Source organism: Mycolicibacterium psychrotolerans (assembly GCF_010729305.1).
Classification (GTDB): domain Bacteria; phylum Actinomycetota; class Actinomycetes; order Mycobacteriales; family Mycobacteriaceae; genus Mycobacterium; species Mycobacterium psychrotolerans.
Map to the genome: position 1 here is coordinate 2015848 of NZ_AP022574.1, position 12558 is coordinate 2028405.

The following is a 12558-nucleotide window of genomic DNA, read 5'->3' on the forward strand; positions in this document are numbered from 1 at the left end:
TCGACAGCAGTCGTAGCGTGGAGTGGTGACATCACCTAACGACCTTCCCCGTACCGTCGGTGAGCTGCGCGCCTCCGGGCACCGCGAGCGCAGCGTCAAGGCCGAGATCCGGGAGAACCTGCTGGCCGCGCTGAGCTCGGGCGCCACCGCGGAACAGATCTGGCCGGGCATCCTGGGGTTCGAGGACACCGTCATCCCGCAGCTGGAGCGTGCGCTGATCGCCGGCCACGACATCGTCCTGCTCGGCGAGCGCGGTCAGGGCAAGACCCGGCTGCTGCGCGCGCTGAGCGGCCTGCTCGACGAATGGACCCCGGTCATCGCGGGCGCCGAACTCGGCGAGCATCCCTACAGCCCGATCACCCCGGAGTCGATCCGGCGGGCCGCCGACTCGGGCGAGGACCTGCCGATCAGCTGGCGCCACCGCAGCGAGCGCTACACCGAGAAGCTGGCGACGCCGGACACCAGCGTGGCCGACCTGGTGGGCGACATCGACCCGATCAAGGTGGCCGAGGGCCGCAGCCTCGGTGACCCCGAGACCATCGCCTATGGGCTGATCCCGCGGGCACACCGCGGCATCGTCGCGGTCAACGAGCTGCCCGACCTGGCCGAGCGCATCCAGGTCTCGATGCTCAACGTGATGGAGGAGCGCGACATCCAGGTCCGCGGCTACACGCTCCGGCTGCCGCTCGACGTCCTCGTCGTCGCCAGCGCCAACCCCGAGGACTACACCAACCGAGGACGCATCATCACCCCGCTCAAGGACCGGTTCGGCGCCGAGATCCGCACGCACTACCCGCTCGAACTCGACGCCGAGGTCGGCGTGATCTCCCAGGAGGCCCACCTGGCGGCCGAGGTCCCGGCCTACCTGCTGGCCATTCTGGCCCGGTTCGCGCGGGCACTGCGCGAATCCACTGCGATCGACCAGCGTTCCGGCGTCTCGGCGCGCTTCGCGATCGCCGCCGCGGAGACCGTCGCCGCGTCCGCGCGGCACCGCGCCGCGCTGCTCGGCGAACAGGATCCGGTGGCGCGCGTCGTCGACCTCGGAACCGTGATCGACGTGCTGCGGGGCAAGCTGGAATTCGAGTCCGGCGAGGAGGGGCGCGAGCAGGCGGTGCTCGAGCACCTGCTGCGGCGCGCGACCGCCGAGACGGCCCAGCGGCTGCTCGGTGGCATCGACGTCGGCCCGATCGTCACCGCGGTGGAGAACGGTTCGCCCGTGACGACGGGAGAGCGGGTGTCCGCCCGCGAGGTGCTCGCCGCCCTTCCCGAAGTGTCCGCGGTCGCCGAGATCCAGCGCCGCCTCGAGGCGTCCTCGGAAGGTCAGCGTGCCGCCGCGATCGAGTTGGCCCTCGAGGCGCTCTATCTGGCCAAACGGATCGACAAGGTGACTGGAGAAGGCGAAACCGTCTATGGCTAAACACGGCCACTTCTCGCGTTACTCGCGATACACCGGCGGGCCGGATCCGCTGGCTCCGCCGGTGGATCTGCGCGAGGCGCTGGAGGCCATCGGCCAGGATGTGATGGAAGGCACCTCGCCGCGGCGGGCGCTGTCCGAGCTGCTGCGGCGCGGGTCGAAGAACATGCCCGGCGCCGACAAGCTGGCCGCCGAGGCCAACCGGCGGCGTCGTGAGCTGCTGCAGAACAACAACCTCGACGGCACGCTGGCCGACATCAAGAAGCTGCTCGACGAGGCGGTGCTCGCCGAACGCAAGGAGCTGGCCCGCGCGCTCGACGACGACGCGAGATTCGGTGAATTGCAACTGGATTCGCTCTCGCCGTCGCCGGCCAAGGCGGTGCAGGAGCTGTCCGAGTACGAGTGGCGCTCGCCGGAGGCGCGCGAGAAGTACGACCAGATCAAGGATCTGCTCGGGCGCGAGATGCTCGACCAGCGATTCGCCGGCATGAAGGAGGCGCTGGAGAACGCGACCGACGAGGACCGCCAGCGCGTCAACGACATGCTCGACGACCTCAACGAGCTGCTGGACAAACACGCCAAAGGTGAAGACAGCCAGCAGGACTTCGAGAACTTCATGGCCAAGCACGGCGAATTCTTCCCGGAGAACCCGCGCAACATCGACGAGCTGCTCGACTCACTGGCCAAGCGGGCCGCCGCCGCGCAGCGCTTCCGCAACAGCCTGTCGGAGCAGCAGCGTGCCGAGCTGGACTCGTTGGCGCAGCAGGCTTTCGGCTCTCCGTCGTTGATGAACGCGCTGAACCGGTTGGACGCCCACCTGCAGGCGGCGCGGCCGGGGGAGGACTGGGACGGCTCGCAACGGTTCTCCGGCGACGATCCGCTGGGCATGGGGGAGGGCGCGCAGGCGCTGGCCGACATCGCCGAACTCGAGCAGCTCGCCGAGCAGCTCTCCCAGAGCTACTCGGGCGCCACGATGGACGACGTCGACCTCGACATGCTCGCCCGCCAGCTCGGCGACGAGGCCGCCGTCAACGCGCGCACCCTGGCCGAGCTGGAACGTGCGCTGATGAACCAAGGGTTCCTCGACCGCGGTGCCGACGGGCAGTGGCGCCTGTCGCCCAAAGCCATGCGTCAGCTCGGTCAGACCGCGTTACGCGATGTGGCGCAGCAACTCTCGGGCCGGCACGGCGAACGGGACACCCGACGGGCCGGCGCGGCGGGTGAGTTGACCGGCGCGACGCGGCCCTGGCAGTTCGGCGACACCGAGCCCTGGAACGTCACCCGCACGCTGACCAACGCGGTGCTGCGGGAGGCTGGCGGGCAGGAGCGAAGCGACCGGGGATTCAGGCCGGGGACGTCCAAGGGCGGCAGCAGCCCGAACATCCAGATCAGCGTCGACGACGTCGAGATCTCCGAAACCGAGACCCGCACCCAGGCCGCGGTCGCCCTGCTCGTCGACACGTCGTTCTCGATGGTGATGGAGAACCGCTGGTTACCGATGAAGCGCACCGCACTGGCCCTCAACCACCTCGTCAGCACACGGTTCCGGTCCGACGCGCTGCAGATCGTCGCGTTCGGCCGCTATGCGCGCACCGTGACCGCCGCCGAACTGACCGGTCTGGAAGGCGTCTACGAACAGGGCACCAACCTGCATCACGCACTGGCGCTGGCGAGTCGGCACCTCCGGCGGCACCCCAACGCTCAGCCGGTCGTCCTCGTCGTCACCGACGGCGAGCCGACCGCGCACCTCGAGGACTTCGACCGCAACGGAAGTCCTGCAGTGTTCTTCGATTACCCGCCGCATCCGCGCACCATCGCCCACACCGTGAAGGGCTTCGACGAGGTGGCGCGGCTCGGTGCGCAGGTGACGATCTTCCGGCTGGGCAGCGATCCGGGGTTGGCGCGGTTCATCGACCAGGTGGCCCGGCGGGTGGGCGGCCGGGTCGTGGTGCCCGATCTGGACGGTCTGGGCGCAGCGGTGGTCGGCGACTACCTCGGGTCGAAGCGGCGCCGGTAGGCAGATCTAGCGCTCAGGTGGTGGACTTGCGCTTCTTGCGCTTGACCGCGACGCTGCCCCACAGCGCGAAGCCGGAGATCCGCACACAGGGCGCACCGGGGCATCCCTCGCCCTCGACGTCCTGGTCGAAGCTGCCCATCACCGCGATGCCGCGCAGGTCGACGTTGACCTCCGGCGGCACCAGGATGGTCTGCCCGCCCATGATCGAGTAGCACCGGATCTCGACGTCGTGCGCGGTGAAGTCGGCATAACGCAGATCGACGACCCCGCCGCCCCACAGAGCGAACGTGGTCAGCCGGTTGGGGACGTTCCAGCGGCCGCGGCGTTCGTAGCCGCTCAGGATCGCCAGCAGGGTGCTCGACGGCGCGGGCCTGCAGGTGCCGCTGCGGCCGCGGGTGACGGCACCGGGAAGGTCGGCGGACAAGCGGTCCAACTCGTCGTAGGTCTGCGCCGCGTACGCCCTGGCCAGCCGATTCTCATACTCGGTCAGCCCGAGCTTGCCCGACGCTGCGGCATCGGTGAGCAGCTGCGCCACCTGGATGCGGTCGGTGTCCGCAGCACGCATGGACCTGCTCCGCGACGCAGGGGTACTCATCGTGACCTTTTGCTGTTCGCGCATCCGCACATCGCCACCAGGCTACGACGATCGTCGGCACATGCAAGCGCCTTGGCCAAACTGTGAGGTGTCAGCCGACCCAGCGCGGAGGACGCTTCTCCAGGAACGCGAGCATGCCTTCGCGGGCCTCGTCGGAGACGAACAGCGCGGCCGAGCGCTGCGTCAACTCGTCGGCCCGCCGATCGAAGTCGGCGAGGACGGCCGCGGTGGTGAGCGCCTTCGATTCGGCCAGGCCCTGCGGCGAGCCCAGCGCGACCGCCGCAGCCAGTTCGGCCACGGCCGCATCGACATCGTCGGTGGCGACGGTCACCAAGCCGATCTGCGCGGCGACGTCGGCGCCGAACTTCTCGCCGGTGAGGAAGTAGCGGCCCGCGGCGCGGGCGGTCACCTTCGGCAGCAGGGTCAGCGAGATGATCGACGGTGCCACCCCGATCCGTGCCTCGGTGAGCGCGAAGGTGCTCGCCGCGCCCGCCACCACGATGTCGCAGGCCCCGACCAGGCCGAGCCCGCCGGCCCTGACGTGCCCGTCGATCGCGCCGATCACCGGCATCGGGGACCCCAGAAGCCGGCGCAGCAGCCGCGTCATCTCCCGGGCCCGGTCCAGCGCCAGCTCGGACGGATCGCGGCCCGCGGCCTCGCTGAGGTCGGCGCCGGCGCAGAACGTGCCCCCGGTGTGCCCGAGCACCACCACCCGCACGTCCGGGTCGTGGGTGGCCCGGTCCAGTGCGGCGTGCAGTTCCTCGACCAGCGCGGTGGACAGCGCGTTGCGGTTGTGCGGCGAGTCGAGGACGAGCCGCGCGACCGCGCCGTCGCGCGCATAGGAGACGAACGGCGGGCAGGAGCGGAGGGACCCGGGGGTTGGTTCAGCCATCAGTACGACCGGGGGAGCCCGAGCGAGGTCTGGGCGATGAAGTTGAGCACCATCTCGCGGCTGACGGGGGCGATGCGGGCCAGCCGCGACGCCACCAGCACCGACGCGATGCCGTACTCCTTGGTCAGCCCGTTGCCGCCGAGGCACTGCACGGCCTGGTCGACAGCGCGCACCGAAGCCTCACCCGCCGCGTACTTGGCCATGTTCGCCGCCTCGGCGGCACCCAGGTCGTCGCCGGAGTCGTACAGGCCGGCAGCCTTCTGCATCATCAGCTTGGCCAGCTCGATCTCGATGTGGTTCTGCGCCAACGGATGCGACAGGCCCTGATGGGCGCCGATCGGTGTCTTCCACACCTGCCGGGTCTTGACATAGTCGACCGCCTTGTCGATCGCGAAGCGGCCCATGCCGACCGCGCTCGCGGCGCCCATGATGCGTTCGGGGTTCAGCCCGGCGAACAGCTGGGCGATGGCGGCGTCCTCCGACCCGACCAGCGCGTCGGCGGGCAGCCGGACCTCGTCGAGGAACACCTGGAACTGGAACTCGGGGCTGACGATCTCCATCGGGATCTTGGTGTAGCTGAACCCCGGGGTGTCGGTCGGCACCACGAACAGCGCCGGTTTCAGATTGCCGGTCTTGTGATCGGCAGTGCGGCCGACGACCAGCACCGCCTGCGCCTGGTCGACGCCGGAGATGTAGACCTTCTGCCCGGACAGGATCCAGTCGCTGCCGTCGCGGCGCGCCGTGGTGGTGATGCGATGGGAGTTGGAGCCGGCGTCGGGTTCGGTGATCGCGAACGCCATCGTGATCGTGCCGTCGGCGATGCCCGGCAGCCAGCGCTTCTTCTGCTCCTCGGTGCCGTACTTGGCGACGATGGTGCCGTTGATCGCGGGAGACACCACCATCATCAGCAGTGCCGAGCCCGCCGCGGCCATCTCCTCCATGACCAGGCTCAACTCGTACATGCCGGCGCCGCCGCCGCCGTACTCCTCGGGCAGGTTCACCCCGATGAAGCCGAGCCGGCCGGCCTCGGCCCACAACTCGTCGGTGTGCTGCCCGGCCCGCGCCTTCTCCAGGTAGTAGTCCTGCCCGTAGTTGGCGGCCATCGCGGCGACCGCCTTGCGCAGGGCCTGCTGTTCCTCGGTCTCGATGAATCCGGTCATGGGGCCTCTCCTGAATCGACGCGCGCCAGCACGGCGCCTACTTCCACTTGCGTTCCGGCGGTGACGTTGAGTTCGGCCAGCACACCGTCGGCCGGCGCGGCGATGGTGTGTTCCATCTTCATCGCCTCGAGCCAGACCAGCGGCTGGCCCGCGGTGACGGTGTCGCCGACCGCGGCGCCGACCCGCAGCACCGAGCCGGGCATGGGTGCCAGCAGCGAGCCGTGCGCCACGGCGTCGTCGGGGTCCGGATAGCGCGGTAACGCGACGAGATGCACCGAGGCTGACGGTGAGTCGACGAACACGTCGTCGCCGTACCGGGCGACACGAAAGGGCAGGTCGACCGCACCCACGGTCAGCACCACCTGCTCGGGCGTCGCGGACACCAGTGCGACGTCGTCGCGCCCGGTGATCCGCACGCCGTCACGGGTGAAGCGGTAGGCCACCTCGTGGGCCTGGCCGTCGTCGTCGGCGTAGCTCTTGGTCTGCCCGGCCGACGCGAGGTTGCGCCAACCGCTGGGCACACCCGCGAAAATGGTTGCGATGCAACGGTTGTGCGCCGCATCGGCCAGGGCGGCGGCGATGGCCGACAGGGTCACCGTCGCGGCGTCGCCGACGGGCGCGGCGAGCGCGTCGAGTCCGTGGGTGTCGAAGAACGCCGTGTCGGTGGCACCGGCGAGGAACTCCGGGTGGCGCAGCACGTTGACCAGCAGGTCGCGGTTGGTGCGTACGCCGTGCAGCCGGGTGCGGGTCAGGGCGTCGGCGAGCAGCGCCGCGGCCTGTGTCCGGGTGGGCGCCCAGGAGATCACCTTGGCGATCATCGGGTCGTAGAACACCGAGATCACCGAGCCGTCGGCGACCCCGGAATCGAGGCGCACCCCGGCCCGGCCGGCCGGGCCGAAGCGGGTGACCGCCGTCGGGACGTCGAAGCGGTGCACGGTGCCCGCCTGCGGCTGCCAGTTCTTGGCGGGATCCTCGGCGTAGAGCCTCGCCTCGATCGACGCGCCGGTCGAGGCCGGTGGCTCGGGATCGAGCGGGGCGCCGTCGGCGACGGACATCTGCAGTTCCACCAGATCCAGACCGGAGGTGAGTTCGGTGACCGGATGCTCGACCTGCAGACGGGTGTTCATCTCCAGGAAGAAGAACTCGCCGCGATCATCGGCCATGAACTCGACCGTGCCCGCGCCGGTGTAGCCGATCGCCGTGGCGGCCAGCCGCGCCGCCTCGAAGAGCTTGTCGCGCATGCCCGCAACGCGTTCCACCAGCGGTGAGGGCGCCTCTTCGATGATCTTCTGGTGGCGGCGCTGGATCGAGCACTCCCGTTCGCCGACGGCCCACACGGTGCCGTGGGCGTCGGCCATCACCTGCACCTCGACGTGGTGCCCGGCGTCGAGGTAGCGCTCACAGAACACGGTCGGGTCGCCGAACGCCGACTGCGCCTCCCGGCGGGCGGCCTCGACCTGTGCGGGCAGGTCGGCGAGGTCGCGCACGACGCGCATGCCGCGGCCGCCACCGCCCGCCGACGCCTTGATCAGGACCGGCAGCATGTCGGCGGTCACGGCGTCCGGGTCGAGTTCGTCCAGCACCGGGACGCCGGCGGCGGCCATCATCTTCTTGGCTTCGATCTTCGAGCCCATGGCCGCGACGGCCGTCACCGGCGGGCCGATCCACGTCAGGCCGGCGTCGATCACGGCCGCCGCGAAATCGGGGTTCTCCGAGAGGAAGCCGTAGCCGGGGTGGATCGCGTCGGCCCCGGCGGCCTGCGCGGCCGCGATCAGCTGACCGGCGTCGAGGTAGCCGCGGGTGCCGTCGAGCCGGACCCGGGCGTCGGCCTCGGCGACGTGTGGCGCGGCGGCGTCGGGGTCGGTGTACACCGCGACCGTGCCGATCCCGAGGCGTCGGCAGGTGGCGAACACGCGCCGCGCGATCTCCCCGCGGTTGGCGACCAGGACTCGAGTGATCATGCTCCTGCCCTCACATCCGGAAGACGCCGAAGTTCGACGTCCCCTCGATCGGTCCGTTCGCGATAGCGGACAAGCACATTCCGAGCACCGTGCGGGTGTCGCGCGGATCGATGACGCCGTCGTCGTAGAGCCGGCCGGACAGGAACATCGGCAGCGATTCGGCGTCGATCTGCGCTTCGACGGCGGCGCGCAGCGCGGCGTCGGCGGCCTCGTCCACCTGCTGGCCGCGGGCCTCGGCGGCGGCCCGGCTGACGATCGACAGCACGCCCGCCAACTGGGTGCCGCCCATGACCGCGGATTTCGCGCTGGGCCAGGCGAACAGGAAGCGGGGGTCGTAGGCGCGTCCGCACATGCCGTAGTGCCCGGCGCCGTAGGAGGCCCCGATGAGCAGCGACAGGTGCGGAACGGTCGAGTTGGAGACGGCGTTGATCATCATCGAGCCGTGCTTGATCATGCCGCCTTCCTCGTAGTCCTTGCCCACCATGTAGCCGGTGGTGTTGTGCAGGAACAGCAGTGGCGTGTCCGAGCGGTTGGCGAGCTGGATGAACTGGGTCGCCTTCTGCGACTCCTCGCTGAACAGCACGCCGCGGGCGTTGGCGAGGATGCCCAGCGGATACCCGTGCAGCGTCGCCCATCCGGTCACCAGCGAGCCGCCGTAGAGCGGTTTGAACTCGTCGAACTCCGAGCCGTCGACGATGCGCGCGATCACGTCGCGCGGATCGAACGGGATGCGCAGATCCGGTGGCACGATGCCGAGCAGTTCTGCTTCGTCGAAGCGCGGCGCGGTGAACGGTTTCGGCGCCGGGCCCTGTTTGCGCCAGTTCAGCCGTGCGACGATGCGTCGGCCGATGCGCATCGCGTCGAGTTCGTCGACGGCGAAGTAGTCCGCCAGGCCCGAGGTGCGGGCGTGCATCTCGGCGCCGCCGAGTGACTCGTCGTCGGACTCCTCCCCGGTGGCCATCTTGACCAGCGGCGGCCCGGCGAGGAACACCTTGGAGCGTTCCTTGATCATCACGACGTGGTCGGACATCCCGGGGATGTAGGCCCCACCGGCGGTGGAGTTGCCGAACACCAGCGCGATGGTCGGGATGCCCGCGGCCGACAGCCGGGTGAGATCGCGGAACATCTGTCCGCCAGGGATGAAGATCTCTTTCTGGGTGGGCAGATCCGCGCCGCCGGACTCGACGAGCGAGATCACCGGCAGCCGGTTCTGCAACGCGATCTGGTTGGCGCGCAGGATCTTCCGCAGCGTCCACGGGTTGCTGGTGCCGCCCTTGACGGTGGGGTCGTTGGCGACGATCAGGCATTCGACGCCGCTGACGGCGCCGATACCCACGACGACGCTCGCGCCGACCGTGAAGTCGGTGCCCCACGCGGCGAGCGGGCTCAGTTCCAGGAACGGCGAATCCGGGTCGACCAGGGCCTCGATGCGTTCGCGCGCGGTCATCTTGCCGCGGGCATGGTGGCGGCTGACGTACTTCTCTCCGCCGCCGGCCAGTGCCTTGGCGTGTTCGGCCTCGAGTTCGGCCAGTTTGGCCGACATCGCCTCGGCCGCCTCGCGATACGAGGTCGACCGGACGTCGATCGTCGAGGACAGGGCCGATGCGCGATCCGCTGCGCTTCTCGCTGACGTCATGGCTGGAAGCCCAGCGTCTTGGCGGCCAGCGCGGTCAGGATCTCGGTGGTGCCGCCACCGATGCCGAGGATGCGCATGTCCCGGTACTGCCGCTCGATCTCGGACTCGGCCATGTAGCCCATGCCGCCGAACAGCTGCACCGCCTGGTTCGCCACCCATTCGCCGGCCTCGACCGCGGTGTTCTTGGCGAAGCACACCTCGGTGATCAGATTGGTCTCGCCCGCGAGCTGACGTTCGACGATGCTGCGGGTGTAGACGCGGGCCACGTCGATGCGGCGCGCCATCTCGGACAGCGTGTTCTGCACCGATTGCCGGGCAATCAGCGGCTTGCCGAAGGTCTCGCGGTTGCGGCACCAGTCGACGGTGAGGTCCAGGCACCGCTGGGCACTCGAATAGGCTTGCGCGGCAAGGCCGACGCGCTCGGAGACGAACGCCGCGGCGATCTGAAGGAACCCGGTGTTCTCGGTGCCGACGAGGTTGGTGACCGGCACGCGGACGTCCGTGTAGGACAGTTCGGCGGTGTCCGACGACCGCCAGCCCATCTTGTCGAGCTTGCGGCTCACTTGTAACCCAGGCGAGCATCCGGGGCCGTCTTTGTCGACGACGATCAGGGAGACGCCGGCCGCGCCAGGTCCGCCGGTGCGGGCCGCGGTGACGACGTAGTCGGCCCGTACCCCAGAGGTGATGTAGGTCTTGGCGCCGTTGAGGACGAACTCGTCACCCTCACGGACCGCTCGGGTGGTGAGGTGCCCGACGTCGGAGCCGCCACCGGGTTCGGTGATCGCCAGCGAGCCGATCTTCTCGCCGCGCAGGGTGGGACGCACGTACTCCTCGATCAGCCGCTCGTCTCCGGAGGCGATCATGTGCGGCACCGCGATGCCGCAGGTGAACAGCGATGCGAACACGCCCCCGGGCGCGCCCGACTGGTGCATCTCCTCGCAGATGACCACGGCGTCGGCGCCGTCACCGCCCTCACCGCCGACCGCCTCGGGGAAGCCTGCGCCGAGCAGGCCGGCGGCCGCGGCCTTGCGGTGCAGGTCGCGGGGGAGTTCGCCGACCCGCTCCCACTCCTTGACGTGGGGCAGTACTTCGCGTTCGGCGAAGGCGCGCACGGTCTTTCGGAGGTCTTCCCGTTCCGGCGTGGTCCAGGTGTTCACGGCAGCAACTCCTCGGGGATGTCGATCGTTCGGCTGCGCAGCCATTCGCCCAGCCCTTTGGCCTGCGGGTCGAAGCGCGCCTGATAGGCGACGCCCTGGCCCAGGATGTCCTCGATGACGAAGTTCACCGCGCGCAGGTTGGGCAGCAGATGCCGGGTCACCGGCAGCTCCGCCGCCTCGGGCAGCAGCTCGCGCAACCGGTCCACGGTCATCGCGTGCGCGAGCCAGCGCCACTGGTCGTGGGTGCGGACCCACACGCCGACGTTCGCGCTACCGCCCTTGTCGCCGCTTCGCGCGCCCGCGATGGTGCCCAGCGGCACCCGCCGCGTCGGGCCGAACGCGCCGGGCTCCGGCGGTGCGGCGTCCTGCGCCGGCTCGAGCCCCCGGGTGTCGGCCGCCGGTGGGATGTCGACCTTGGTGCCGTCGGCGTGCACGGCGACGTGACGCACCGCCTCCACAGGCACGTAGCCGGCAGTGAACACGCCGTACACCTGACCATCGCCGGGCGGTGCGGTGCTCGTGAAGCCGGGATAGCTCGCCAGTGCCAGTTCGACGGCGGCCGAGGAGAATTGGCGCCCGACCGTGGCGGCGTCGGCGTCGCGTGCGACGCACCGCAGCAGGGCGCTGGCGGTCTGCTCGGTGTCGGCGTCGGGATGGTCGGTGCGGGCCAGCGACCACTGCAACTCCGCGGGGCGCACCGTGAGGCTCTCCTCGAGCTGACGGCGCACGAGCGCGGCTTTGGCGTCGATGTCGAGCCCGGTCAGCACGAAGGTCATCTCGTTGCGGAAGCCGCCCAGGCTGTTGAGGCTGACCTTGAGGGTCGGCGGCGGCGGTTCGCCGGTGACGCCGCTGATGCGGACGCGGTCGGGTCCGTCGTCGGACAGCTCGATGCTGTCGACGCGCAGCGTGGCGTCGGGGTTGGCGTACCGGGCGCCACCGATCTCGTAGAGCAGTTGCGCGGTCACGGTGCCGATCGTGACGGCGCCGCCGGTGCCGGGATGTTTGGTGATGACCGAGGAGCCGTCGGCGTGGATCTCCGCGATCGGGAAGCCCGGGCGGGTCATCTCGGCGATCTCGCGGAAGAAGGAGTAGTTGCCGCCGGTGGCCTGGGTGCCGCATTCGATGACGTGCCCGGCGGCGACGGCCCCGGCGATGCGGTCGTAGTCGGCGCGGCCCCAGCCGAAGTGCGCCGCGGCGGGCCCGACGATGACGGACGCGTCGGTCACCCGGCCGGTCACCACGACGTCGGCGCCCGAACCGAGGCAGTCCACGATGCCCCACGCGCCGAGGTAGGCGTTGGCGGTCAGCGGCCGGCCCAGGCCCAACTCCTCGGCCCGCGGGAGCAGGTCGTCGCCTTCGACGTACGCGACCGACACGGACAGGCCGAGCCGGTCGGCCAGCGCGCGCACGTCCCGGGCGAGGCCTGCGGGGTTCAGGCCGCCGGCGTTCGCGACGATGCGCACCCCGCGATCCTGCGCGATGCCGAGGCACTCCTCGAGTTGGCGCAGGAAGGTCTTGGCGTAGCCGCGGTCGGGGTTCTTCATCCGGTCCCTGCCGAGGATGAGCATCGTCAGCTCGGCGAGGTAATCGCCGGTCAGGACGTCGAGGTCACCGCCGGTGAGCATCTCGCGCATCGCCGAAAGACGGTCGCCGTAGAACCCGGAACAGTTGCCGATGCGCACGGGAGCGCGATCCGACACCGTCGTCACGCACTCTCCCGTCGTCG

Annotated in this window: 9 protein-coding genes; 2 read left to right on the forward strand and 7 right to left on the reverse strand. The window is 70.2% G+C overall.

What is annotated here, in order from left to right; all coding sequences use genetic code 11:
• Positions 1-25 precede the first annotated feature (25 nt).
• Together G6N45_RS09960 and G6N45_RS09965 are read left to right on the forward strand one after the other, a co-directional pair.
• Positions 26-1417, forward strand: a complete 1392-nt coding sequence (locus G6N45_RS09960; protein WP_163721937.1) for a sigma 54-interacting transcriptional regulator — start codon at positions 26-28, stop codon at positions 1415-1417.
• Positions 1410-3431, forward strand: coding sequence for a VWA domain-containing protein (locus G6N45_RS09965; RefSeq protein WP_163721938.1), 2022 nt, complete (start codon positions 1410-1412; stop codon positions 3429-3431). Before G6N45_RS09960 ends, G6N45_RS09965 begins: the two co-directional genes overlap by 8 nt.
• A 13-nt stretch (positions 3432-3444) precedes the next feature.
• Here the strand turns inward: G6N45_RS09965 and G6N45_RS09970 are convergent, their stop codons facing one another.
• The 7 genes from G6N45_RS09970 to G6N45_RS10000 all read right to left on the reverse strand — a co-directional run bounded on the left by G6N45_RS09970 (position 3445) and on the right by G6N45_RS10000 (position 12514).
• Positions 3445-4026, reverse strand: a complete 582-nt coding sequence (locus G6N45_RS09970; RefSeq protein WP_163721939.1) for a DUF1707 SHOCT-like domain-containing protein — start codon at positions 4024-4026, stop codon at positions 3445-3447.
• A gap of 91 nt (positions 4027-4117) precedes the next feature.
• A complete protein-coding gene (locus G6N45_RS09975) occupies positions 4118-4918 on the reverse strand; it encodes an enoyl-CoA hydratase family protein (RefSeq protein ID WP_163721940.1) in 801 nt (266 codons plus the stop codon).
• Positions 4918-6078 carry an acyl-CoA dehydrogenase family protein gene (locus tag G6N45_RS09980; RefSeq protein WP_163721941.1) on the reverse strand — a complete coding sequence of 387 codons (1161 nt, stop codon included), beginning with the start codon at positions 6076-6078 and terminating at the stop codon, positions 4918-4920. Before G6N45_RS09980 ends, G6N45_RS09975 begins: the two co-directional genes overlap by 1 nt.
• The gene (locus tag G6N45_RS09985) at positions 6075-8039 is read right to left on the reverse strand and encodes an acetyl/propionyl/methylcrotonyl-CoA carboxylase subunit alpha (RefSeq protein WP_163721942.1); all 1965 of its coding nucleotides are present in this window, start codon (positions 8037-8039) and stop codon (positions 6075-6077) included. Before G6N45_RS09985 ends, G6N45_RS09980 begins: the two co-directional genes overlap by 4 nt.
• Positions 8040-8049: 10 nt before the next feature.
• Positions 8050-9675 (reverse strand): acyl-CoA carboxylase subunit beta, encoded by a 1626-nt coding sequence (locus G6N45_RS09990; RefSeq protein ID WP_163721943.1) that lies wholly within the window; start codon positions 9673-9675, stop codon positions 8050-8052.
• The gene (locus G6N45_RS09995; protein ID WP_163721944.1) at positions 9672-10832 is read right to left on the reverse strand and encodes an acyl-CoA dehydrogenase family protein; all 1161 of its coding nucleotides are present in this window, start codon (positions 10830-10832) and stop codon (positions 9672-9674) included. The genes G6N45_RS09990 and G6N45_RS09995 overlap by 4 nt, the downstream gene beginning before the upstream one ends.
• Entirely contained in the window at positions 10829-12514 is a 1686-nt protein-coding gene (locus G6N45_RS10000) for an acyclic terpene utilization AtuA family protein (RefSeq protein ID WP_163728169.1), read from the reverse strand. The genes G6N45_RS09995 and G6N45_RS10000 overlap by 4 nt, the downstream gene beginning before the upstream one ends.
• Between the last annotated feature and the right edge of the window lie 44 nt (positions 12515-12558).

Excerpts from the sequence above, each read along its gene's own strand:
- G6N45_RS09965 (WP_163721938.1), top strand. The coding sequence starts at position 1,410 with ATGGCTAAACACGGCCACTTCTCGCGTTACTCGCGATACACCGGCGGG.
- G6N45_RS09970 (WP_163721939.1), bottom strand. The coding sequence starts at position 4,026 with ATGAGTACCCCTGCGTCGCGGAGCAGGTCCATGCGTGCTGCGGACACC.
- G6N45_RS09975 (WP_163721940.1), bottom strand. The coding sequence starts at position 4,918 with ATGGCTGAACCAACCCCCGGGTCCCTCCGCTCCTGCCCGCCGTTCGTC.
- G6N45_RS09980 (WP_163721941.1), bottom strand. The coding sequence starts at position 6,078 with ATGACCGGATTCATCGAGACCGAGGAACAGCAGGCCCTGCGCAAGGCG.
- G6N45_RS09985 (WP_163721942.1), bottom strand. The coding sequence starts at position 8,039 with ATGATCACTCGAGTCCTGGTCGCCAACCGCGGGGAGATCGCGCGGCGC.
- G6N45_RS09990 (WP_163721943.1), bottom strand. The coding sequence starts at position 9,675 with ATGACGTCAGCGAGAAGCGCAGCGGATCGCGCATCGGCCCTGTCCTCG.